Raw genomic sequence first — 25,653 nt, 5'->3', positions numbered from 1 at the left:
TTTTTCGTTAATACTATTAAATTCGCGCCCCAGAACTAAGCCCATATTTATGCAAAAAAATTACTCGCTTTATTATTTATTAGCGTATCCTTTTTTTTATTAGCTAGAAATCAACAGAAAAAAAGACAGCTACTATTGAAACTCCAGAACAAATAGAAAACTATTTAAAATCTAAAAAAAATAAATTAATTACCTTTAACCAAGAAAAACATAAAACGGTTTTAGCTAAAGATCTTTTTAAACTTTCAAAAGGAGGTGTAAAAACTATAAAAAACAACTTTAGTAAAACCTATATAAGTCGTAGATAAAATAAAAACAACATATTACAGAGCTTCATACACCAATTTAGATAAATCAAAATATAGCTTAACACATTTAAACACCTTGAGACATAAAATAATTAACGATTACAAAAATGTCACCCCTTTTAACTTTCTAGCAAAGCGCTATTCGATGTATGATAATGCAACAAGAGGTTGTGATTTAGGTTGGTTTACTGAAGGTAAAACACATGAAGATTTTGAAAACGAAATTATTAATGGCGACCATAATGTAGATGATATTTTCACAATTGACATTGCTTCACAAAACTGGTATTATGCCATACTAAAAACATATGAGCCAAAAAATATTTCTGAAATTACAATTTTAAAAATCTTATAACCAAAGAAGTAATGCAACTTTTTTACAACCCAAACATAGACGAAAACACTACATTATTTTCTTTTGAAAAAGAAGAAAGTAAACATATTGTAAAAGTGTTACGAAAAACTATTGGAGCCCCCCTATATATTACAAATGGTAAAGGTTGGCTATTTACTGCTGAAGTAACTATACCAAATATTAACAAATGTGCTGCCAATATCGTTTCTAAAAAACTTCAACCTAAACATGATTATAATCTACATTTGGTTGTTGCTCCTACAAAAATGAATGATAGATATGAATGGTTTTTAGAAAAAGTAACCGAAATAGGCATTGATAGTATTACTCCTATTATCTGCGATCATAGTGAACGTAAAATTATTAAACCAGAACGTTTTGAACGTATTCTACAGTCGGCAATGAAACAATCTCTAAGTTGTTATATGCCAAATCTTAATAATGCTATTACTTTTAAAGATTACATAAAACAACAAGATTTTAAAGGTGATTTGTTTATTGCTCATTGCGAGGAAACCAATAAAAAATCATTAAAGCAACAACTAAAACCTAAAAAAGATATTACTATTTTAATTGGTCCAGAAGGTGATTTTTCTGTCAAAGAAATTGAAACTGCTATTAATAACAATTTTATACCTGTTACTCTAGGAAATACCAGATTACGTACCGAAACCGCAGCTATTGTGGCTTGTCACAGTGTAGCATTTGTAAATGAGTTATAACCCTGTTTGAAAACCTCCAGTAATATCCAAACTATTTGTTTGCACTAAAGTCACTAAAGCCAATTCGTCCGCTTCTTTAACAATTTGCGGTATCGTAATATTGGCTTTTCCTGTAGCATCATTCAAATCTATATAAACTTCTTCAACAACGATATTCGAATTTTTTAAAACTCTATTTTTATTTTCACCACGACTAACAGATGTGGTTCTTTCATTAAGAACTAAAGCAGCTCTCAATATTTTATGAGCAATAGTTCCATCTACTTTATAATTAAAACTAACTTGATTTGCATTTTTTTCTATCTGAGTTATAACTATCTTATTTCCTGATGGTTTTCCTAAATATGTTTTTAGTTTATCTTTTAATATTTCTTTTTTAGACCCAACAAAATGTTCTTTACCATTAACTACAATTTGAGGTGTATAAATGGTACTACTATAAAATTTACTACCATATGCTCGCTGTTTATCACTAAATCTTTTTTTACTAAAGGGATCTTTCCAACCTATATAATTCCAATAGTCTACATGATACGACAAGGCAATAACATTCTTAGAATTATAACTTGCCTTTACACTATTTAATAGTTTATCTGCTGGTGGACAACTCGAACACCCTTGAGAAGTAAACAACTCTAAAACAACTAAAGGCTCAAATGCTTCTTTTTTTTATAGGTTGTATAGTTATTAATACCATAATTAGAGTTAAAAACATGTTTTGCATAGTAATTCTTTTTATTTTTGGAATTATGATATTTAGTTCGTTCAAATTCACAAATCTTACAGCGCTACTTGTTTTTAGTATAGCTTTAACAACCAGCAGTTTTGCTCAAGAGTTAGCCATACTTAAATATAAAGGAGGTGGCGATTGGTATGGTAATCCTACTGCCCTACCTAACCTCATCAAGTATTGTAATGAAAATATAAATACCAAAATAACACCTAAACCACAGACGGTTGAAGTTGGTAGTACAGATATTTTTCAATTCCCTATGTTACACATGACTGGACATGGAAATGTATTTTTTAGCGAAACAGATGCCGAAAACTTACGTAATTACTTAATATCTGGCGGTTTTTTACATATAGATGATAATTATGGTATGCAACCATATGTTAACAAAGAACTAAAAAAAGTATTTCCAAATAAAGATTTAGTGGAATTACCCACAAATCATGAGATCTTTAATAATGTATACAAATTTCCTAAAGGCTTACCTAAAATACATGAACATAATGGTAAACGACCACAAGCTTTTGGTGTTTTTCAAGAAAACAGATTAATTTTACTATTTACCTACGAAAGTGATTTAGGTGATGGTTGGGAAGATCCTGAGATACATAATGATCCTCCCAATGTTAGAGAAAAAGCTCTTAAAATGGGAGCTAATATAATTAAATATGTTTTTGATAATTAAAGGTGTTTAGCAACTAATTCACAAATAATTATGAAAGAAATATTCGTTCTATTTACTGAATATTTTTTTTCATGTGAGTATGGAGTTTATATTTGTAATTTAAGATCATTCTTAAATCGTACACCAACTCATTTATCTTATTTTTGCGATAAATATCATTAAATTTTGAAGCAACTCACCCACTACAATACTAATTTTAAAAAGCACACTTTTCCTATTACACTAGTCTGCGATAATGTTACTAATGCCCCAAACATAGGTAGCTTATTTAGAATTTCTGATGCTTTTGGCATTGAAGAATTAATACTTTGTGGAGATGGCATTATACTAGGGCGTAAAATGACAAAAACGTCTAGAGCTACAGAAAAAACGGTTAAATATAAAATTAACGAATCTGCTACAGAAGTTATTGAACAATTAAAAAACAATGGTTATCAAATTATTTCGTTAGAAATAACTTCGACGAGTAAACCCATTCACTCATTTAAGTTTTTAAAAGAAAAGCCTATTGCTTTAATTATTGGTGATGAAAACTTTGGAGTTTCAGAAACGCTTTTAAATAATTCTGATGCTATTATTCATATTGACATGTTTGGGCAAAATAGTAGTATGAATGTTGTACAAGCAACAAATATTGCCCTTTACGAAATAACAAAGCAGCTTCTTTAGTTTTTTCAATTTAAAAGATTATTATATTTACTATATGAATTCTAACACCATCTCTAACGGAATATTAAAAGCCATAGCCATAATTTTAGGTATTGGTTTAGTATTATACCTTTTATACCAAATACAATCTGTTATTGGCTATATAGCTATAGCTGCCGTTATTTCATTAATTGGAAGGCCTATAGTTTTATTTTTAGAACGCCGTTTAAAGTTTAAAAACACCATTGCTGTTATAGTAACTATGGTACTACTTTTGGGAATATTTATAGGTCTTGTAGGCTTGTTTATTCCTTTAGTTATTAAACAAGGGCAAAACTTATCACTCTTAAATATTAATGAATTACAAAGTAATATTGAGAATTTATATACTGAAATTATTACTTATTTTGATTTGCATCAAATAGATGTAGAACAATCCTTAAAAGATTCTAACTTATTATCAAAAATAGATTTTGCTTTAATACCTAACTTCTTAAACTCAGTTATTAGTGGATTAGGCAGCTTTAGCATTGGATTGTTTTCTGTCCTTTTTATTTCTTTTTTCTTTTTAAAAGATAGTAGGTTATTTGAAGGAGGCATCTTAACTCTTATTCCTGAAAGTGATGAATCTCGATGGAAAAATTCTTCGACAAAAATTAAAGATTTACTATCCAGATATTTTGTTGGTCTTATTTTTCAAATCCTTATTTTATTTATTATTTACACTATTGGTCTTTTAATTATTGGTGTAGAAAATGCTATTGTTATAGCATTTTTGTGTGCTTTATTAAACCTAATCCCTTATGTTGGCCCATTAGTTGGTGCTTTTTTAATGCTTACGCTTACCATGACCAGTAATCTTGGAGAAAGTTTTAGTAATATTATTCTTCCTAAAACTTTTTGGGTCTTTATTGTATTTATGGTTGGTCAATTGGTTGATAATTTTGGAAGTCAACCCATCATATTTTCAAAAAGTGTAAAATCTCATCCTCTTGAAATTTTCTTAATTATATTAATTACAGGTATACTATTTGGCATTATTGGTTTAATTATCGCTGTACCTGCATATACTGCTATTAAAGTCATTTTAAAAGAATTTTTATCTGAAAACAAAATTGTAAAAAAGTTAACTAAAGATTTATAAATCACATTTTGAACAAGACTATTTTAAATACTAATATTCAAGAATTTATAAATAAAAATTTGAATTCTAATATTAATACTATCCTATTAAAAGGAACAAATTTCGCTAACGCTGAAACCAAAGAAATCATAGAGCAAATTGAAGCAAAAAAGCGAAGTGAAAAAAAATTACCCACGTGGTTTAGTTGTGAAAACGTATATTATCCTAACAAATTAAATATTGAACAAACCTCATCTGAAATTACCGCAAAATACAAATCGCAGTTAATTAAAGGAGAATCCATTATAGATCTTACAGGTGGATTTGGTATAGATTGTTTTTATTTTTCAAAACAATTTAAAACTGTTGAACATTGTGAAATTAATAAAAGTCTATCTCATATTGTAAATCACAATTATAAACAATTAAACATTCATAATGTAAAAACCAATAGTTGCAATGGTATTGAGTATTTAAAAACTTCTGGAAAAACCTATGATTGGATTTATGTTGATCCCTCAAGGAGGCATGAAAGTAAAGGAAAAGTTTTCTTTTTAAAAGATTGCTTACCTAATATTCCTGAACATTCAGAATTACTTTTTAATCATACTAAAAGTATTATGATTAAAACCTCTCCTCTACTAGATTTATCTATTGGAATTAACGAATTAAAGCATGTAAAATACATTCATATTATTGCGGTAAATAATGAAGTAAAAGAATTACTTTGGATTTTAGAAAATGGGTTTACTGGAGATATTATCATTAAAACTGCTAATTTAAAAAATAAAAATAATGAGTTTTTTGAGTTTCCATTAGAAAGAGAAAAAATAACGATCTCGGAATATGCTATGCCTCTCCATTATTTATATGAACCTAATGCTGCCGTACTAAAAGCTGGGGCTTTTAATGAAATAGCTCATCAGTTAAAGTTATTTAAACTTCATAAACATTCTCACTTATACACTAGTAATGTATTGATTGACTTTCCTGGAAGACAATTCAAAATAGATAAATGCCTTCCATATAATAAAAAAGAGTTAAAAAAATTAGGCATTAATAAAGCGAATATTACAACACGAAATTTCCCTGAAACGGTTCAACAAATTAGAAAAAAATTCAATATTAAAAACGGTGGGGATTTGTATTTATTTTTTACTACGGATTTGAATGATAATAAGATTGTTATAATTAACACTAAACTAGATTAAAAAAGCCATATAATTAAACTTATTTATACGGCTTTAAAAGTTTCATAATTTATATTTCGATTAATCTATTAATTCTACAACTAGTGGATTTTTTATTTTTCTAGAAAAACAATTTAAATAATCTTCCCATTCTTGATTATTTTTAAACTGATAACTTTTTTTCCACCCAAAACCTGAATAATAAATGACTGTATTATCAATCACTTTTAAATGTGCATAAGCGTTACTTTCGTCTACAGCATCTGTCTCATATTTTTCGTAACTTAAAAAATATTCTTTTGGAGTTACTATTGCTGTTCCTAATTCAGATCCTTTATGTGGTTGCCAATAACTCACCCAAGAATTATCTATATTCCCCTTAACATTCCCATCTTTTTCGTGTAATGTTAATCCAACAGATACTGTTTGAGTTCCTTCAATTTTAATTTCAAATTTAGATAAATTACTTCCCTTATCTAAACTAATAATCTTACTCTCTGTAATTTGATTACTACCTGCATCCCAATTTTCGTATTCTAAATAAAAACTAGTACGTATTGGTCCTGTTGTTATAGTGCGCCATTTTGTATAATTTTTAGAATAATGATAAACACTATCTTGTTTTACAGCTATACCACCAACACCTCTACTAATGCCTACATGAAAATTATCTAAACCTTCTCCATGATCTTTGTGGTAGCTTCCTATGTTTTCATCATTTTCTTTATACCATTTATTTATAATTGGGTACTCAACACGTTTCAACCAAGCATCTACACCACTTGAAAGCGTTCCGCCTTTAACTCCATTTTCTTTCATTTTTTGAGCCGTTGGCCCAAATACTCTAAAAGCCACTCTATTATTTTCCCAAGCATAATCATCTGTACGTTCTGGGACAAAACGTGAATAACAATAATTTTTAACTTTTAGCTTTTCTTTATCTGAGATTTTAACGATAGCATATTTTTTTTCTGAATTTGCTTCTACTTTCGGTTGGAACAACAATTCGTCAAAAACACCATCTCCATCATTATCTACAACTTGAGTAACTTGTAATTCTTTTGTTTCTATATCTCGAATTCCAATGTTTACCAAATCTTCTACGTTTAAAAAAGATTTAGTAAACTCGATAGTCTCAAAAGATCTTTCAATATTAAGCGAGTTTTTTATAAGAATTACTTGTTCCGATTTTTTTTGAGCACAAGCTGATAAAAAAACAATTCCTAAAACAAAAGATAACGGTTTTATGGTTTTCATTTTAAAACAAAATTTTATTTAATTTTCGTTTGAAGGTTTTCCTATAGTAGCTAGAATACCACCATCTACATAAATAATTTGTCCATTAACAAAATCACTTGCTTTAGAACTTAAAAATATAGCTGCTCCTTGCAAATCATCTGGATCTCCCCACCTTCCCGCTGGTGTTCTTCCAACAATAAAATCGTTAAAAGGGTGTCCATCTACACGAATTGGAGCTGTTTGACTTGTTGCAAAATATCCTGGCCCTATACCATTTATTTGAATATTGTGTTTTGCCCATTCTGTAGCCATATTTCGAGTTAGCATTTTTAAACCACCTTTAGCAGCTGCATATGCTCCTACCGTATTACGACCTAATTCACTCATCATAGAACAAATGTTAATAATCTTTCCTTCTTTTCTAGAAATCATGCCCTTAACAACATGCTTAGAGACTATAAATGGGCTTACTAAATCAACTTTAATAACTTGTTCAAAATCTGCAACTTCCATATCTTCTAAAGGTGTTCTTTTAATAATTCCAGCATTGTTAACCAGAATATCAATAACACCTACTTCGGCTTCAATTTTGGCTATATTTTCTATAACTTGAGATTCGTTAGTTACATCAAATAGATAACCATATGTCGTTAAACCTAAAGCTTTATATTCAGCTACAGCTTTATCTAACTTGTCTTGAGAAGACGCTCCATTAATTATTAAAGTGGCTCCTGCATTTCCTAAACCTACAGCCATAGCTTGTCCCAAACCATGAGTCCCTCCTGTAATTAATGCTACTTTTCCTTTTAAATCGAATAAATTGATTGGCATAATTATCTTAATTTATTAATTGCACATACGTCCATATCTCCGTAATCTAGATTTTCACCAGCCATCCCCCAAATAAAGCTATAACTACTTGTTCCTGATCCTGAGTGAATTGACCATGGTGGAGAAATTACAGCTTGGTTATTAGCCATCCATATATGTCTAGTTTCTTGTGTTTCTCCCATAAAATGACATACTGCTTGATCTTCGGCTACTTCAAAGTAAAAGTATACTTCCATTCTTCTATCATGTGCATGAGCTGGCATAGTGTTCCATGAACTTCCAGATTTTAATGTGGTCATTCCCATTTGTAATTGACAAACATCTACGACACTATTTACAATATACTTTCTTAAAGTACGTGCATTTGCCGTTTCTGGCGCTCCCAATTCTATAATTTCTACATCATTAACACCGATTTTTTTATTAGGAAATGCTTTATGTGCTGGTGTAGAATTTAAATAAAACTGAGCTGGACTACTTGATGATTTACTAGAAAAAGACACGTCTTTATTTCCTTGCCCTAAATACAGTGCTTCTTTATGGTCTAAAATATAATCTGTCCCATCAACAGAAACAACACCAGAACCTCCTATATTAATAATACCTAACTCTCTTCTTTCAAGGAAATATTGAGCCTTTAAAGCATCAACCGTTTCTAAAGACACTGCTTTTTTTATTGGAACAATACCACCTACCATAAATCTATCATAATGAGAATATACCCAATGTACCCCATCTTCAACCATAAGATTTTTAACTAAAAACTCATCTCTAAGTTCTGTTGTATCCATTCTTTTTACCTCTCTAGGAGATGCTGCATATCTCACATCACATTTTGTGCTCATAAATATTTATTTTATTATTTGTTTTGCGTAAATGTAACAAATAATTGCTAAAATACAATCGATTGTATTTTGAATTTATAACTATATTTGCAACTATTATTTCAAACTATAAAACAATGAAGAATGGAAAAATTACCATTCACGATATTTCTAAAGCTTTAGGCATTGATAGTTCTACTGTATCAAGAGCTTTAAATGATAGTCCTCGTGTTTCTAAAAAAACTAAAGAAATAATACTTAATAAGGCTAAAGAAGTAGGTTATCAAAGAAATAGTTTAGCTTCCAATTTACGAACTAATAAAACACATACTATTGCCGTTGTTTTACCCAGAGTTTCAAGATACTTTTTCGCAACCGTTATTGCTGGTATTGAAGAAACGGCTTATGAAGCTGGCTATAATGTGATTATATGCCAATCTTTAGATAATCTTAATAGGGAGAAAAAAATAATCTCGACATTAATATCAAATCGTGTTGATGGTATTATAATGTCTATATCTATGGAAACTACAAATTATGAGCATTTACAAGCTTATAAAAAACTTGGAAAACCTATTGTATTTTTTGATAGACCTTGTAGTTTAAATAATTGTAGTAACATAAACATAAATAACTTTCAATCTAGTTTTAACGCCACCAAACATTTAATATTAAAGGGTTGTAAACATATTGCTTATTTTTCTGGGTCTCTAGATATTGAATTATACAGACAACGCAAAAACGGCTATATTGCTGCTTTAAATGAACATAATATTAAAGTTAATGAACACTATATTTTTGAATCTAATCTATCTGAAGAAGATGGTATTAAGTCTGCAAAAAAGATTCTTCAATTAAAAAGCATTGATGGCTTATACTCATCTAATGATACAGCAGCCATAAGTGCGATGCAATATCTAAAAAGTAAAAACATAAGAATTCCTGAAGATATTGCCGTTGTCGGTTTTAATAATGATCCTATTTCAGCAATTATCGAACCTTCACTAACAACTATTAACCAACCTGCTTTTAAAATAGGAAAAATAGCCTCTAACTTATTAGTTGATCAGATTGAAAACAAAACAACCAATATTAAAGAGCAATCCAAACTTTTAAATTCCGAATTAATTATACGAAACTCTTCAAAAAAAGTATGATTTTAGAGATAGTAATAATCTATATTTATTAAATTTCTTTAATTACCATTAACCCCCTCTTCTTGTAGTAAATATATCTCATATCTAATGTTCAGATTAATTTACCCCCTTTTTAAAATCAAATTGTAACCCTTTTTTTTAAGTTAGTTTCTGTCATTTGTACTACAAAATAAAACTAATATCCTAATGAAAAAAACTAAAAAAAAAAATTTAATTAGACAACTAACTTCTATGTTTTTAATTATACTCTGTACAAGTATGGTAGCATATAGTCAAGACATAGTAACTGGTGTTGTAATAGATGAATCTGGAAGTCCCTTAGCTGGTGTTAATGTTATAGAAACAAATACTCAAAATGGAGTAATTACAGATTTTGATGGCAAATTTTCCATAACATTAAAAAAAACACCTTCCGCTTTAACTTTTACTTATGTAGGCTATAAAGAACAACAAAAAACTATTTCTGATGCTCTTAATCTAAAAATAGTAATGATAGAAGATTTAGCTTTATTAGATGAAATAGTAGTTGTTGGATATGGTACTTCTAAAAAATCAGATTTAACAGGAGCCATATCATCTTTGTCTACAAAAGACTTTAACAAACAACCTATTTTTAGGCCAGAGGATGCCTTACAATCTAGAGCAGCTGGTGTACAAGTTGTTAAAACTAATGGTGCTCCAGGTGGTAATGTTAAAATTAGGATTAGAGGATCTAACTCTATTACAGGAAACAATAGCCCATTGGTTGTTATCGATGGTATTATTGGTGGGGATTTAAGTAGTATTAACTCTAATGATATTCAAAGTTTAGATGTTTTAAAAGATGCATCAGCTACAGCAATATATGGTTCTAGAGGATCTAACGGTGTGATTTTAATTACCACTAAAAAAGGAAATGGAGTCCCTAAAATTGATGTAAATTACTTTACTTCTATTTCAAATATACCTCAAAAAATGCCTCTTTTAAATGCTCAAGAGCATGCAGACCTTATTGGTGAAACTGTAATAGATGGCGGCACAGATTACCAGGATGAGTACTTCCAAACAGCTATACTTAATAATATTCAGTTATCTGCAAGTGGTAAAGAAGGAAATCTTGCGTATTTCCTTTCTGGAAACTATGTAGACCAAGAAGGAATTGTTTTTAATTCTGATTATGAGAGATTTTCATTAAGATCAAACTTAAATACAAAATTTGGAGAAAAATTTAAACTAGGATTAAATATTTTTGGCTCAAGAGAAAGTACTCATAACCTTTTTTCTGGTGGAGCTCGTTCTTCATCAGATAGTAGAGGTGGTATATTAGGCATACTTGGATGGAATCCATCCATTCCTATAAGAAATCCAGATGGAACTTATTATCAACTACAATCAACATCGGGTTCTAATATAGTTAACCCAATTGCTGTTCAAAGTGAAAGAGACAATAATCAAATTCAAGATAGATTTAATATAAACCTTAATCTATCTTACGATTTTACATCTTCTTTTAACTACACTCTTTTAGCTGGTAGTGTTATGAGACATAGAAATAGTGAGAATTTTGCAGGTATCTCTGCAGGTACATCGATTTTACCTCCACGTGCAGGCTTCTCATCAAATCGATTAACAACCTACCAATTAAGTAATATTATAACTTGGAATAAAGATTTTGGTAATACCAATGTAAAGCTTACTGGAATATATGAATTACAAGAAAACCAAACTAAAACGTCTAGTGGAAGTTCTGGAGATTTTGCTATTGGAGGTCTATCAAATGCTTATTATTTGTTAGAATTAGGAGTTAATCCTAATATTGAGGCTAATCAACAAGAAAGTACCATACAATCTTACGTTGGTCGTGCAGAAGTTAATGTAAATGATAATTTATATCTTACTGGAACCATTCGTATCGATCAATCTTCTAAATTTAGAAAAAAGAATAATACAGGATATTTTCCATCTATTTCTGCTGCATACGCCTTAAAGGATATACTTCCAGAAGATAGTTTCATAAATAATATTAAATTAAGAGCTGGATATGGAGAAACGGGTAATGAAGGTGTTTCTCCATTGTCTACTTATACGAGTTTACCAACAGGAAGAGATTTTGCTTTTGATGGAACAACAGCAAATGTAGGTCTAGGTAACCCCAGAATTGTTGACGAAAATTTGAAATGGGAAACCACAAAACAAATTAACCTTGGGATGGATTTTTCTTTATTAGAAAACAGATTAAATATATCCTTAGATTGGTACAAAAAGAATACTGTTGATTTGTTATTAGAGCAACCTGTTGCTTTCTATTCTGGAGGTGGAACATATAGAACCAATGTTGGTGAAGTAAAAAATTCTGGAATCGATTTTAATATAGATGCAAGACTATTAAATACAAATAACTTTTCTTGGAATGCTAATTTTAATTTATCTATTGTAACTAATGAAGTGGTCTCTTTAGGAGGTCAAGATCAAATTTTACTTCAACCAGACGGTATTGGCCCTGGAGGCAGAGGAGATAATTTATATGCCATTCAAGTAGGCAAACCTTTAGGTCAATTATACGGTGCTACTTTTTTAGGTACATGGAAAACTGCTGATGCCGCTAACGGTGTACCAGGAAGCGCTCGATACCTTACAGATGAAGATGGAGCAAATGTTCTTGGAGTTATAGGTAATGGTACCCCTGAGTTAACTTGGGGTTTTAATAACACCTTTACTTATAAAGAGTTTGATCTTAATTTTTTATTAAGAGGTGTTCATGGTTTTGATGTATTAAATGCTACCTATGGAAGTTTAATTCTTGCTGGAGGGAATATTCAAACTGCTAGACATGCAGATTTTGCAAATAGATGGACTCCACAAAATGAAACAGACATACCCGCTACAGGAGATAACGTTATAGCGTCTTCTAGATATGTAGAAAACGGGAGTTTTATCAGGCTTAGTAACCTCTCCTTAGGATATACTTTCAATAACTTAAAATTTACGCGGTCTTTAAAAGTATATGCTAGTGGTCAAAATTTATTTACAATTACGGATTATACAGGGTTTGATCCAGAGGTTTCTTCAACAGGAACATCGACTTCAGATAATGCACCTTCTTTCGATTATGGAGCATTTCCAAACCCAAGGACAATAACATTAGGAGTTAATATAGGATTTTAATAAAAAAAGTAAATTATGAAACTAAGTAATATAAAAAACAAAAGATGGGTTAATATTATAGTCCTATCATTAATAAGCCTTTCTTTTTCATGTACCGATTTAGATGAGGATCCTGAATTAGTTCAGATTTTACCAGAAACTTTAAGTTCTGTTGAAACGCTAGAAGCATTAGTAACAGGAATGTATAGAACCGTGCAAAATGAAGCAAGGTGGTCAGACTTTTATATTTCCGGTTTTGGAGGAGATGATATAACAACGCATAGCGGAATTAACAAATTACCGTTTAGAGAAGCCGATTGGAGGTTACAAACACCTTCTTCGGCTCGTATGGAAAGAGCTTACCAAGGTTCTTATAAAATGATTGCTATTGCTAATACTGGTATTAATGCACAAGATAATATAATAACTAGAAATGAAGAAGAAGAGGAACTTAAGGATAGGTTCTTAGGGGAAGCTTATTTTATGAGAGCATTTGCTTATTTACATTTAACAAGAACTTATGGAAAAGTGCCTATTCAATTAAAAGTAAATAGTCTTGAACCACTTAATCTAGCAAGCTATGAAGAAATTTATGAATTAATTGAATCAGATTTCATAAAAGCTGAAGCATTACTTCCAGATGTTTATCCAAACATAGCTGTAACTGGTGCTAGGCCAAGTAGAGGAGCTGCCAAAGCATTTTTAGCGAGATTATATATGCATTGGGCTGGATTTCCTATAAAAAATACTAGTAAATATGCCATGGCTGCTTCTAAAGCTAAAGAAGTCATAGATGGAAATTATGGATATGAACTGTCTAACAGTATTCGAAACATGTGGACTGTTGCTGGCAGATTTTCACATAATGAAGGCATATATCTAATGGTTGCATGTTCCGAAATTTGTGGCATAGGAAATAGAACAACAGGTAGATTGGGATTGCCAAAAACTGCTGGAGGTTGGTCTGAAATTTTTGGTGAAATCGCATTTTATGAAGACATGGAAACAGCTGCAATAGCCGAAGGAACTATGACCCGTTTTAATGATTCTTATATTTCTGAAGTTATACCTAGAGGGAATAAGCCATTAGGGTCAGATTGGAGAAACTTTAGTGATGAAGCACATCCAATATTAAGAAAAGTAGCTGGAGGTGATATGTCTGAAAAAGAAGTTGTAAACAGTACAAATACAAATATTAACCGTTATTTCATGCGCTATGCAGACGTTTTATTAACCTATGCAGAAGCTGCAGGCAGATCTGGCAATATTACATCAAATGCTTGGGAAGCATTAAATAAAGTAAGAAGAAGAGCTGCTGGCTTAGACCCTAATACTCCAAATGCTAGTATCGATTTAACTTCAGGAAATTTAGCAGAATTAGCATATATAGAGCGTAAATGGGAATTAGCTGGTGAATTTGAAAGGTGGCATGATTTGGTTAGAATGGATCGAATTGCAGATGCTTTTGCCAATAGATCTACCGATGAATTAGTAGATATTAATAATCCTGGAAAAAGTCCTACTGCTGGACCTAATGCATATTATACGCCAATACCTCAAACGGAGTTAGATAGAGCTCCACAATTGGCTAATTAAAAAAATAAGTTAGTTTTTTGGTTGGTATTTTTAATCCCTCATTTTTTTACTGAATGAGGGATTATTTAGTTTATATATAAGTAATCTCTTATATTTAGCAAACGAATTTTACCTAACATGAATAAAAACGAGCTTAAAAAGACGAGTATTTCAGGTCTATCTTAGCTTATAGTTGGTATTATATGAAGTACCAATAAGTTTTATATTCAAAAAACATAAAGAGTAATAATTAACATTTACAATGACCATTATAAATTATAAATCTTGTATTTTTTTCATATTGATATTAGTCTTTAATTGTAAAAAATCAAACACAAACGATAGTATTGTTAAACTATTCTCTAATATACCATCTAGTTATTCTCAAGTCGATTTTAAGAATGAATTAATTGAAAATGAGAACTTTCATTATTATCAATATATATACGCTTATAATGGTGGTGGTGTTGCAGTTGCAGATTTTAATAATGATGCCTTAGAAGATTTATTTTTTATTTCGAATACTAAAAAAAACAAGCTTTATTTAAATAAAGGAAATTTAGTTTTTGATGATATTACAGAACAATCCAAGATTATAAAAAGACCAGGTTTTGATACAGGAGTTTCTATTGTAGATATTAATAATGACGGTTTTCTAGATATTTATATTTGTAGAGCTGGTTGGTATAAAGAGGATGATATTTATGCTAATATGTTATTTATAAATAATGGAGATTTAACTTTTTCAGAAAAAGCTGAAGAATATGGGTTAGCAGATAAAAACAGATCTACAAATGCTACTTTTTTTGATTTTGATAATGATGGTGATTTAGATGTATATGTTGTTAATACACCTAATGCAACTAAAGGAGACCAAAATATAATTGATTTAAAACAAGTAAAGTTTAACAAAAAAAATAACACCTCTAAAGGAAGTGATAAATTATATCAAAATAATGGTAATGGAAAGTTTATAGATATTTCTACCAAAGCAGGTATAAAACCTGAAATTGCTTTTGGTTTAAATGCACAAATTGGAGATTTAAATAACGATGGTTGGTTAGATATTTATGTTAGTAATGATTTTAACATGCCTGACTTTACTTATATCAATAATAAAAATGGCACTTTTTCAGATAAAAGTCATGACCTATATAAACATATCTCTTTTTATAGTATGGGTGCAGACGTAGCAGACATCAACAATGATGGGGCATATGATGTACTAACCCTTGATATGAGTCCTGAAGATTATATAAGATCTAAAACAACCATGTCCATGACCTCAAATGAAAAATTTGAGAAAATGGTAAAAAACGGATACCACTACCAATACATGCATAATAATCTTCAATTAAATAACCAAAATGGAACATTTAGTGAAATAGCAAATATGGCTGGAGTAGCCAAAACCGATTGGAGTTGGTCTCCCCTATTAGCAGACTTTGATTTAGATGGCTATAATGATGTCTATATAACAAATGGTATATATAGAGACGTTTTAGACAAAGACACCAATAATGCTATACTAAAAACTATAAGAGCAAAAGGAAAAAAACCTAACTCTAAAGAGTTTTTAAAATATACACAAATGTTACCGCAAGAAAAAATGACTAATTATTTTTTTAAAAATAATGGAGATTTAACGTTTACAAAAATATCTGATGCATGGAGCAATATGAAACCTACTTTTTCAAATGGAGCTGTTTATTCCGATTTAGATAATGATGGTGATTTGGAAATAATCACGAATAACATTAATGATGAAGCCACCATTTTAAAAAACAATGCTACAGAATTAAATAAAGGTAATTTTTTACAGTTTCAATTTAAAGGTAGTACAAACAATAAATTTGCTGTTGGTACTAAGGTAAATTTACATTTTGAAAACGGTAAAATACAAACCCGACAATTAATAAACTCTAGAGGATATCTATCTTCGATAACCAATAAATTACACTTTGGTTTAGGTGATAAAAAAAAGATAAAAAAAGTTACTATTATATGGCCCGATGGTAAATTTCAACAACTAAAGGATATTGCATCCAATCAAGTTATAACGGTTAATTATTCTGAAGCCAAACCTGCATTAGTTCAAAATAAAGACAAAAAAACAATCTTTAAAGAAACTGTTTTTAACTACAAACATACCGACAGTGTTTTTAACGATTATAATATACAATTATTACTACCTCATAAGCTATCTCAATTAGGACCAGCTATAGCAAAATGTGATTTAAATAAAGATGGTTTAGACGATTTATACTTAGGAGGAGGTTTTTCTCAATCTGGACAACTTTTAATAGCTAATTCGTTGGGTACATACACAAAAATCACAATTCCTGATTTTGAATCTGATCGGGTTTATGAAGATATAAGTGCCTCTTTTTTTGATTTTGATAATGATGGAGATAAAGATTTATACGTAGTAAGTGGGAGTTACGAGTTTTATCCCCAAGCTCCAGAATTACAAGACCGAATTTATATAAATAACGGAAATGGCATATTAAAAAAATGTACAACCTGTGTTCCTAAATTTTCTACATCAGGTTCTATTGTTTCTCCTGCAGATTATGATGGTGATGGAGATATAGACCTTTTTGTTGGTGGTCGAGTTATTCCTGGTAAATACCCATATGCTCCTAAAAGTCATCTTTTAATAAATGAAAATGGAACACTAAAAATTAAAACACAATCATTAGCTCCAAAACTAGAGCTTATAGGCATGGTTACAGATGCCAAATGGACAGATATTGATCAAGATAATGACTTAGACTTAATAGTTACAGGCGAATGGATGGGTATTGAAGTATTCACAAACGACAATGGAAAATTAATACCATTAGAAAAGTATAACCATTTATCTAAAATAAAAGGTTGGTGGAATAAATTATTGATTGAAGATATTGATAACGATGGAGATAAAGACATTGTAGCAGGTAACTTAGGTTTAAATTATAACCACAAGGCTTCTATTGAAAAACCATTCAAAATATATGTGAACGATTTTGATTTTAATGGCACTCAAGATATTCTTCTTGCTAAATACTATAAAGGCAAAGAAGTACCTGTTAGAGGTAAAAGTTGTACAGCACAACAAATACCTGCTTTAGCTAACAAAATAAAATCTTATCAAGAATTTGCAAATAAAGATTTAAGCAGCATTATTGGCTCTGCATTAAAAACAGCTATAAATTATGAAGTCAATCAATTTAAATCGGGCATATTCTTAAACAATGGAAAAAATAAGTTTTCTTTTTCTCCATTCCCTATGGAAGCCCAAAAATCTATTATAAATAGTATTTTATTTGATGATTTTAATAATGACGGTATAAAAGACCTTCTATTAGCTGGCAATAATCATCAATCAGAAATTGAAACAACTAGAGCAGATGCAGGGATAGGAGCCTTATTATTAGGTCAACCAAATGGCGCATTCTCTTATTTACCTAATGCAAAATCTGGGTTTTATGCAGACAAAGATGTCCGTAATATAATTAAAGTAAAAACCGCTTTTGGTAATAAAATTATAGTAATAAATAATAATAGTATTCATAATGCCTTTACTTTTTCAAACAAATAACGTACTCAATACAATTAGTTTATAAAAATCATACTCTGCAAATTGTATATGGATTGTACTCTTAACAAACAAAAGATTAAATGACGTTTAAAAAAGTAGTTATAAGTCTATTAATAATATTTAATACTGTTTTAGCATATACTCAAAACATTAATAATACTTATAATAATTTAAAGTTTAAAAACTACTCTACAAAAGATGGACTCTCACAACGTTCTGTATTAAGTATACTTCAAGATAATCATGGTTTTATGTGGTTTGGAACTAGGTACGGATTAAATAAATTTGATGGAAACACATTTAAAAATTACAACTACAATTCTGAAGATTTAAATAGTATTAGTAACAATTGGATAACAGAACTCGTTAAAGACAAGTACAATACAGTATGGATAGGTACTAAAAAAGGATTAAACAAATATGTTCCTGAAAACAATAATTTTGTACGTGTAAAAAAATCTAATCTAACAAAACAGTTTTATAATGGAGAAATCTGGGATATAAAAGTACAAGATTCAACATTCTTATGGATTGCAACTAACCAAGGCTTGGACAAATTCAATATTAAAACCAATAATGTACTTACATTTAAACATAATAAAAATAACCCAAATAGTATAAGTTCTAACGAAATAAGGCGTGTATTAATAACATCCAATAAAAATTTATGGATAAGTACAAACGAAAGCATAGATATTTATAATCCAACAAAAAATAGCTTTAAACATATTAGCTACCCTAATAATGCCACACCAACGCTAACAAAAAATAATACCACTGCCCTATTTGAAGATTCTAATGGTAAAATTTGGTTAGGTTATAATAATGGATTGGCCTTTTTTAACCCTAAAACTATTGCCTTTGAAGATTTTAAATTAAACTCTAAAACAATAATTACAAGTTCCGTTAGAACAATATGCGAAGATAAAGAAGGTCATTTATGGATTGGCTCATATAATGGTTTATGCAAACTAGATCAAAAAAACAAGTTTTTTTATAAATATGAGCATGATATAACTAACCCAAAAAGTTTAACTCAAAATTCTATTTATAAAGTTATTGAAGACTCTAGAGGAGATTTATGGATTGGTACATGGGCAGGTGGCATTAGCTATTATGACAAAAGCTCAAATGACTTTACTACATTTTCGGTAGGTTATAGTACAAAAAATTTAAACTATAGAATAGTTAGTTCGATCGTTGAAGACGAAAAAGAAAACTTATGGATTGGAACAGAAGGCGGGGGAATTAATTTTTATGACAAAAAAAATGGAACATACACCTACTACAAGCACAACCCTAAAAATACAAATAGTCTAAGTGCTAATAATGTTAAAGCCATAATTGAAGATTATAAAGGTAATTTTTGGGTAGGTACTCATGGTGGTGGTTTAAATCAAATTATAATTAACAAAAACTCTAAAACTTTTAAGATATATAAAAACAAACCTAATGATAGTACCAGTATTAGTGACAATAAAATTACAACATTAACAGAAGACCATAACTTTAATATTTGGATTGGCACCAACGAAGGTGGTTTAAATTATTATAATAGAAATACTAATTCATTCTCACGAATAAAAGATCCTGAAAATTTTTTAGGAAACTTCATTTATAAAATTCTAAAATCTCAAACTAAAAATTTATTATTTATAGGAAGCGAAAATGGCCTCACTCAAATAGATATTAAAACTAAAAAAACAAGTACAATTAATTTTAGAGATAATACAAAAAACGCTTTCACTTTAAACCCAGTTATAAGCATATATCAAGAATCTCAAAACAGTTTATGGATTGGTACCGAAGGTGATGGCTTATATAATTACAATACTACAACAAAAGAAAGTACTAGATATAGCTTACAAAATGGCCTTTCTAACGAAGTTATATATGCTATTTTACCAGATGATAACAACAATATATGGCTAAGTACTAATAAAGGCTTAAGTAGATTAAATTTAGACACAAAACAGTTTAAAAATTTTGAAGAAACAGATGGCCTTCAAGGAAATGAGTTTAACTATGGAGCATATTTAAAAACAAAAAATAATGACTTAATATTTGGAGGCACAAATGGATTTACTGTTTTTAATCCTAATGAAATTAAGAAAGACGCATTTATTCCTCCAATAGCTATAACCTCTTTTCATGTTAGAAACAAACCCTTTAAAATTGTTACGGACTCTTTAAAATCTATAAAGCTTAAACATAATGAAAATGATTTTAGTTTCAATTTTGTCGCATTAAGTTATTCTCAACCAAATAAAAATCAATACGCCTATAAATTGGATGGTTTCGATTTGGATTGGAATTTCATAGGAAATAATAATACAGCAATTTACACTAACTTAAACCCTGGCAGCTACACCTTTAAAATAAAAGCATCAAATAGCGATGGTATATGGAATGAAGATGGACGCTCAATTCATTTAACAATATTACCTCCTTATTGGAAAACATGGTGGGCTTTCCTTATTTACGTCATACTATCATTAACACTTTTCTGGTTTATTAGACGATACACACTTTTAAGAATTCAAGATCGTAATGAATTAAAACAAGAACGATTAGATAAAGAGCATATGGAAGAAGTGAATAGATTAAAGCTCCAATTATTCACTAATATTTCCCATGATTTTAGAACACCGTTAACTTTAATTATTGGACCATTAAAAAAAATGATTAATGATAAAGCAGGGAATACATATGTACAAAATCAACTCACAGATATGTATAGGAATGCTAGTATTCTTTTACAATTAATAAATCAACTTTTAGATTTTAGAAAGAGTGAAGCTGGTAAATTACATTTACATACCTCTAAATATGACATCGTAACCTTTATAAAAAATATTAAATTATCATTTAATGAATTAGCTCAAGATAGAAATATACAATATACTTTAGAATCTTCGGAAACTGTCATTGATACTTGGTTTGACAAAATTGAAATGAAAAAGGTCATTCTAAATATTTTATCAAATGCCTTCAAATTCACTCCAAAAAATGGTGAAATTATCATAAAAATATCGACCAACACATCGACCAAAAATGTTAAAATAGAAATCAAAGACAGTGGAAAAGGCATTTCTAAAGACGATTTAGAGTTTGTTTTTGATAGATATTTCCAATTAGGGCAACAAAACGAAGTAAGATCTGGAACTGGAGTTGGACTCGCTTTAGCTAAAGATATTGTAGAGCTTCATCACGGAAAAATTTACGCAGAAAGTCAATTAGGAAAAGGCTCCTCTTTTACTTTATTATTGCCACTAGGAAACTCTCATTTATCACCAGAAGAAATCATTCTAGAAGATTATACAGAAAGTGACTTATTAAATTATGATGAAGTAGCTGATATCAAATCTGGTTGGATAAGAGAAGAAATTAATACTAAACAAATAAGGTTTGATGATTCATTACCATCCATTTTATTAGTTGAAGATAATATTGAAGTAAGAAAATTCATTAAAAGTATCTTTGATAAGCATTTTAATGTTTTTGAAGCAGAAAATGGTGAAACAGGTATACAATCTGCTCAATATAACCCAATAGATGTTATAATTAGTGATGTTATGATGCCAAAAATGAATGGTATTGAAATGTGTACTAAAATTAAATCAGATATTAGAACAAGTCATATACCTGTATTATTATTAACAGCAAGAACATCATCTAAAGTTCAAAAAATTGGCTACGAAACGGGTGCCGATGTTTATCTAACAAAACCTTTTGATGGAGAAACATTAAAATTACAAGTTAATAATATTTTAAAATCAAGAAAATCATTAATAGATAAATATAAAAAAGACATTCTTTTGGAACCAAAGGAAATTACTGTAGTTTCTACAGATGAAGTTTTCTTAAAAAAAGCAATGAAAATTGTTGAAGAAAACCTTTCAAATACAGAATTTAATGTTAACAGTTTTATTGAAAAAATGTATATGAGCCAGTCTGTATTATACAGAAAAATAAAAGTATTAACAGGGCAATCTATTTCAGAATTTATAAGATCAATAAGATTAAAAAAAGCCAGTCAACTACTTTCTCAAACTAATATGACAATTTCAGACATCGCATACGATATTGGTTTTAATGACTTAAAATATTTTAGAAAATGCTTTAAAAACACATTTAACCAAACACCTTCTCTGTATAGAAAACAAAATCAAAAACAAAGAACTAAATCAGATTAAAACCAGCATATTACAGGCTTAAAAGCATAATTTACCCCCTAAATTCAAATAGATCTTACCCTATAATTGCGCATCATATATAGAAATTTACATATCTAAATTAAAGTAAATGCTTCTTTAATTCTCATAATATAAATACTATTAAAATAGTGAAATGTATTATAGAATACTAAGTACCGTTACTAAAAAACTTAATAATTAAAATACGTGATTTCAATAATGATCAGGAGTAAAAAATTTCTAAACACTGAAAATGTAAGCCTTAAAATGAAGAACTTTAAACCATTATTTATAATATTAGTATTCCTAATATTCTCTTGTGTAAACGCACCTAGTACTAATAATGAAGAAAATGCTTTAAACAAACCTTTAGACGCAGCTAAAATGCAACTATCTGGTTTATTAAAAAAAGCAGAAATAACAAACAGAAACCCAAGAACTATTAATACCAATGGAGAAATACATTGGACCAATAAAAAGTTTGATTGGACAGAAGGTTTTTTCCCTGGTAGTTGCTGGTATTTATATAATTACACGCTAGATAAAAAATGGAAAAATGCAGCTGAAAAATTTCAGTCTCAATTTGAAAGTCATAAAAACCTTACTACGAATCATGATTTAGGGTTTATTTTTAATACGTCTTATGGCAATGGTTATAAACTAACAAAAAATGAAGCATTCAAAAATGTAATGATAACCGCAGCCGATTCTTTACTAACACGTTTCAATCCCAATGTTGGATGTATTAAAAGTTGGGATGTGGATAAAGGTTGGCAAGCACAAAGAAATTGGAGATTTCCAGTTATTGTAGACAATATGATGAACTTAGAACTACTTTTTAAAGCCTCAAAAATCACTGGCAATTTAAAATATGAAAAAGCTGCAATAATACATGCTAATAATACATTAAAAAATCATTTTAGAACAGATAATAGTTCTTATCATGTGGTCGATTACGATCCAAAAACAGGAGAAGTAAGAAGCAAGCAAACAGCTCAAGGATTCGCAGACGAAAGTTCTTGGGCAAGAGGACAAGCTTGGGGGCTTTATGGATATACTGTATGTTACAGATACACAAAAGATGTTACCTATTTAAGTCAAGCAGAAAAAATAGCCAATTACATTATTAACTATAAAGGTACTCCCGAAGATAGAATCCCGTATTGGGACTATAATGCACCTAATATCCCTAATGAACCTAGAGATGTTTCAGCAGCAGCTATAACTGTTTCAGCACTTATTGAGTTGAATAATTATTCTCAAAAATCATACGATTCAGCTATAGAAAAAATGATGAATTCTCTAGGGTCGGAAACATATACAGCTAAACTAGGTGAAAACAATAATTTTATACTAAAACATAGTGTTGGAAGTATTCCTCATAATAATGAAATAGATGTTCCTTTAAATTATGCAGACTATTATTACCTGGAAGCATTACTTAGATACAAATCATTAAAAAATAATTAATGCATTTAAAATCAATAACCTTATCAATTGTTTTATTATTATCCATAAACTGTAAATCACAACAAAGTGAGGTCTGGGAAAACTTTAAAACAGCAAAAAAAAATAATATAGAACCTATATTACCCGATTTCTCATACGCAGGTTATAAATACAGTGAAGTAAACATACCTCATCTTAAATATAAAATATTTGATGTTACAACATTTGGAGCAATACCCAATGATAAAATATCAGACAAAGACGCTATAAATAAAGCTATTAAAGCTGCTACAAAAAATGGAGAAGGCATCATTTATTTCCCTAAAGGTAAATACCTTATTAATACCCAAAAGGATAATAAAAGTATCATTACAATTTCATCTTCAAAAATCATTTTTAGAGGAGAAGATAGAAAAAACACCATATTGTTTTTTGAAAAAGATTTACCCCCAACAGATCCAACTAAATTCTGGACCTGTCCTAGCGCTATAAAAGTAACAACAAATAAAAAAAACAGATTCTTAACCAATATTATTTCCAATACGAAAAGGGAAACCTATAGCATTAAAGTTAAAAACGCTTCAAAAATAAAAAAAGGAGATTGGGTTATTTTAAAAGTATTAAATAATAGTATCGATATTGTAGAACAGGACATCCAACCTCTAACACCAGATCTAGCATGGAAATCAATAATTAATGAAGGCGTAAAAGTTAATGAACACCATCAAGTAGCTCATATCGATGGAAATAAGATTTCCTTTGTAGAACCTATCCATTATAATATTCAAGCTAAACATAATTGGAGTCTTACTAGTTTTGAGCACGTAAACCATGTAGGTTTTGAAAATATCACTTTTGAAGGCAATTGGTTAAAAAAATTTGTACATCACAGATCTGCTCAAGATGATAGTGGTTGGAGTATTTTAAGTATCTCGAAAGCAGTTAACTCTTGGATTAAAGATTGTACCTTTAAAAATGTTAATAACAGTGCTAGCTTTTCATCATCGTCAGCATGTACAGCATTAAATATTACTATAAAAGGAAACCTTGGTCATAGTGCCATTCATGCCTCAAGATCTACAGGTATACTTATGGCTAATATTAACGATATCGCAGGTATGCATCATTCCATAGGAGTAGATGGAGGAGCAACTGGTACTGTAATATGGAGATCTAAATATGCTTCGCACACTTGCTTTGAATCCCATGCTTCTCAACCACGCTGCACCTTATTCGATAATGTTGAAGGTGGTTTTTTTCAAGGAAGAGCAGGTGGTGCAAGACAAAATTTACCTAATCATGGACGTTATCTCGTTTTATGGAACTTTAACGAAACAGATATAGCCGAAAAAGACTTTCGGTTTATAGCAACAGGTACTTGGTATTGGAGAATAGTTCCTCCTATTATTGTAGGTTTTCATGGTGCAGGAACAACCTTTAAAAAAGATGAAGTTCAAATTATTGAAAGCTTAGGGAAACCTGTTACACCAGAATCATTGTTTGAAGAACAATTAAAATTACGTTTAGACAAATTACCTAAATGGATAAAAAAATTAAAAAATAACATTTAATTTAATTGTACAGGCATGGAACATACATACTAAAATTTTGATATTCAAGAAAATAATAATGTAATACTTGATAATAAAAAACGAAATATAAACACATGAAAAAGATCGCTTTCTATATAGGGGTTCTAAATCTTGTAACCATAAGTTGTAAGCAAAAACAAAAGGAAGTAACAATAGAAAAAAAACTAATATCCTAATAATTTTCCCAGATCAACTTAATCACGAAGCGTTTTAACAGACAGATATTCACTTTGCTTAAAAGAAAACAAAAATCAATGGAATAAAAAAGAAGCTACAACCATTGAAGAAGCATTTATTTACGATAGCCTAGAAGATCCTTA

The 25,653-nt window shown here is 29.7% G+C and carries 17 protein-coding genes; 13 read left to right on the top strand and 4 right to left on the bottom strand.

The features are described 5' to 3' along the window. Window positions 1-309 precede the first annotated feature (309 nt). Window positions 310-663 (top strand): peptidylprolyl isomerase, encoded by a 354-nt coding sequence (locus A8C32_RS19820; protein ID WP_083253264.1) that lies wholly within the window; start codon window positions 310-312, stop codon window positions 661-663. An 11-nt stretch (window positions 664-674) separates the two neighbouring features. Beyond that, the gene (locus A8C32_RS05820; protein WP_069829499.1) at window positions 675-1,385 is read left to right on the top strand and encodes a 16S rRNA (uracil(1498)-N(3))-methyltransferase; all 711 of its coding nucleotides are present in this window, start codon (window positions 675-677) and stop codon (window positions 1,383-1,385) included. On the opposite strand, the gene A8C32_RS05815 is transcribed toward A8C32_RS05820, so the two are convergent. Then, complete coding sequence (locus A8C32_RS05815) at window positions 1,380-2,018, bottom strand: DUF1223 domain-containing protein (RefSeq protein ID WP_069829498.1); 639 nt, start codon at window positions 2,016-2,018, stop codon at window positions 1,380-1,382. The genes A8C32_RS05820 and A8C32_RS05815 overlap by 6 nt on opposite strands. An 80-nt stretch (window positions 2,019-2,098) precedes the next feature. On the opposite strand from A8C32_RS05815, the gene A8C32_RS05810 reads away from it, so the two are divergent. The 4 genes from A8C32_RS05810 to A8C32_RS05795 all read left to right on the top strand — a co-directional run bounded on the left by A8C32_RS05810 (window position 2,099) and on the right by A8C32_RS05795 (window position 5,785). After that, the gene (locus A8C32_RS05810) at window positions 2,099-2,803 is read left to right on the top strand and encodes a DUF4159 domain-containing protein (RefSeq protein ID WP_432416488.1); all 705 of its coding nucleotides are present in this window, start codon (window positions 2,099-2,101) and stop codon (window positions 2,801-2,803) included. Window positions 2,804-2,968: 165 nt separating this feature from the next. Continuing rightward, window positions 2,969-3,472 carry a TrmH family RNA methyltransferase gene (locus A8C32_RS05805; protein WP_069829496.1) on the top strand — a complete coding sequence of 168 codons (504 nt, stop codon included), beginning with the start codon at window positions 2,969-2,971 and terminating at the stop codon, window positions 3,470-3,472. 34 nt (window positions 3,473-3,506) lie between these two features. Beyond that, on the top strand, window positions 3,507-4,595 hold the full coding sequence (locus A8C32_RS05800; protein ID WP_069829495.1) for an AI-2E family transporter: 1,089 nt from the start codon (window positions 3,507-3,509) through the stop codon (window positions 4,593-4,595). An 8-nt stretch (window positions 4,596-4,603) separates the two neighbouring features. Further along, window positions 4,604-5,785, top strand: coding sequence for a THUMP-like domain-containing protein (locus A8C32_RS05795; protein WP_069829494.1), 1,182 nt, complete (start codon window positions 4,604-4,606; stop codon window positions 5,783-5,785). Between the two features lie 60 nt (window positions 5,786-5,845). Here A8C32_RS05795 and A8C32_RS05790 read toward each other — a convergent pair whose 3' ends face one another. Genes A8C32_RS05790 through kduI form a run of 3 tightly spaced genes read right to left on the bottom strand, consistent with a single transcriptional unit; the run spans window position 5,846 to window position 8,679 of the window. Then, window positions 5,846-7,021 (bottom strand): BT3233 family polysaccharide utilization protein, encoded by a 1,176-nt coding sequence (locus A8C32_RS05790; RefSeq protein WP_069829493.1) that lies wholly within the window; start codon window positions 7,019-7,021, stop codon window positions 5,846-5,848. Window positions 7,022-7,039: 18 nt separating this feature from the next. Beyond that, complete coding sequence (locus tag A8C32_RS05785; RefSeq protein WP_069829492.1) at window positions 7,040-7,834, bottom strand: gluconate 5-dehydrogenase; 795 nt, start codon at window positions 7,832-7,834, stop codon at window positions 7,040-7,042. 2 nt (window positions 7,835-7,836) lie between these two features. Next, window positions 7,837-8,679, bottom strand: a complete 843-nt coding sequence (kduI, locus tag A8C32_RS05780) for a 5-dehydro-4-deoxy-D-glucuronate isomerase (protein ID WP_069829491.1) — start codon at window positions 8,677-8,679, stop codon at window positions 7,837-7,839. Between the two features lie 116 nt (window positions 8,680-8,795). Here kduI and A8C32_RS05775 point away from each other — a divergent pair, with 116 nt between their 5' ends. From A8C32_RS05775 to A8C32_RS05745, 7 genes are all read left to right on the top strand, one after another. Then, window positions 8,796-9,815 carry a LacI family DNA-binding transcriptional regulator gene (locus tag A8C32_RS05775; protein ID WP_069829490.1) on the top strand — a complete coding sequence of 340 codons (1,020 nt, stop codon included), beginning with the start codon at window positions 8,796-8,798 and terminating at the stop codon, window positions 9,813-9,815. A gap of 186 nt (window positions 9,816-10,001) precedes the next feature. Further along, window positions 10,002-12,959 carry a SusC/RagA family TonB-linked outer membrane protein gene (locus A8C32_RS05770; protein ID WP_069829489.1) on the top strand — a complete coding sequence of 986 codons (2,958 nt, stop codon included), beginning with the start codon at window positions 10,002-10,004 and terminating at the stop codon, window positions 12,957-12,959. Between the two features lie 15 nt (window positions 12,960-12,974). Then, entirely contained in the window at window positions 12,975-14,534 is a 1,560-nt protein-coding gene (locus A8C32_RS05765; RefSeq protein WP_069829488.1) for a RagB/SusD family nutrient uptake outer membrane protein, read from the top strand. A 241-nt stretch (window positions 14,535-14,775) separates the two neighbouring features. After that, window positions 14,776-18,096 carry a VCBS repeat-containing protein gene (locus A8C32_RS05760; protein ID WP_069829487.1) on the top strand — a complete coding sequence of 1,107 codons (3,321 nt, stop codon included), beginning with the start codon at window positions 14,776-14,778 and terminating at the stop codon, window positions 18,094-18,096. A gap of 80 nt (window positions 18,097-18,176) precedes the next feature. Further along, a complete protein-coding gene (locus A8C32_RS05755) occupies window positions 18,177-22,292 on the top strand; it encodes a hybrid sensor histidine kinase/response regulator transcription factor (RefSeq protein WP_069829486.1) in 4,116 nt (1,371 codons plus the stop codon). A 267-nt stretch (window positions 22,293-22,559) separates the two neighbouring features. After that, window positions 22,560-23,762 carry a glycoside hydrolase family 88 protein gene (locus A8C32_RS05750; protein WP_069829591.1) on the top strand — a complete coding sequence of 401 codons (1,203 nt, stop codon included), beginning with the start codon at window positions 22,560-22,562 and terminating at the stop codon, window positions 23,760-23,762. Then, window positions 23,762-25,312, top strand: coding sequence for a DUF4955 domain-containing protein (locus A8C32_RS05745; RefSeq protein WP_069829485.1), 1,551 nt, complete (start codon window positions 23,762-23,764; stop codon window positions 25,310-25,312). Before A8C32_RS05750 ends, A8C32_RS05745 begins: the two co-directional genes overlap by 1 nt. The last annotated feature ends 341 nt before the right edge of the window (window positions 25,313-25,653 follow it).

Source organism: Flavivirga aquatica, from assembly GCF_001747085.1.
In the GTDB taxonomy this organism is placed as follows: Bacteria; Bacteroidota; Bacteroidia; order Flavobacteriales; family Flavobacteriaceae; genus Algibacter_C; species Algibacter_C aquatica.
Note: the sequence above shows the minus strand (reverse complement) of the source record. Positions and strands in the feature narration are given on the sequence as shown.

Coding starts and splice junctions, on each gene's coding strand:
- A8C32_RS05820 (WP_069829499.1), top strand. CDS start 675: ATGCAACTTTTTTACAACCCAAACATAGACGAAAACACTACATTATTT.
- A8C32_RS05810 (WP_432416488.1), top strand. CDS start 2,099: ATGTTTTGCATAGTAATTCTTTTTATTTTTGGAATTATGATATTTAGT.
- A8C32_RS05800 (WP_069829495.1), top strand. CDS start 3,507: ATGAATTCTAACACCATCTCTAACGGAATATTAAAAGCCATAGCCATA.
- A8C32_RS05790 (WP_069829493.1), bottom strand. CDS start 7,021: ATGAAAACCATAAAACCGTTATCTTTTGTTTTAGGAATTGTTTTTTTA.
- A8C32_RS05785 (WP_069829492.1), bottom strand. CDS start 7,834: ATGCCAATCAATTTATTCGATTTAAAAGGAAAAGTAGCATTAATTACA.
- kduI (WP_069829491.1), bottom strand. CDS start 8,679: ATGAGCACAAAATGTGATGTGAGATATGCAGCATCTCCTAGAGAGGTA.
- A8C32_RS05775 (WP_069829490.1), top strand. CDS start 8,796: ATGAAGAATGGAAAAATTACCATTCACGATATTTCTAAAGCTTTAGGC.
- A8C32_RS05770 (WP_069829489.1), top strand. CDS start 10,002: ATGAAAAAAACTAAAAAAAAAAATTTAATTAGACAACTAACTTCTATG.
- A8C32_RS05765 (WP_069829488.1), top strand. CDS start 12,975: ATGAAACTAAGTAATATAAAAAACAAAAGATGGGTTAATATTATAGTC.
- A8C32_RS05760 (WP_069829487.1), top strand. CDS start 14,776: ATGACCATTATAAATTATAAATCTTGTATTTTTTTCATATTGATATTA.
- A8C32_RS05755 (WP_069829486.1), top strand. CDS start 18,177: ATGACGTTTAAAAAAGTAGTTATAAGTCTATTAATAATATTTAATACT.
- A8C32_RS05750 (WP_069829591.1), top strand. CDS start 22,560: ATGAAGAACTTTAAACCATTATTTATAATATTAGTATTCCTAATATTC.
- A8C32_RS05745 (WP_069829485.1), top strand. CDS start 23,762: ATGCATTTAAAATCAATAACCTTATCAATTGTTTTATTATTATCCATA.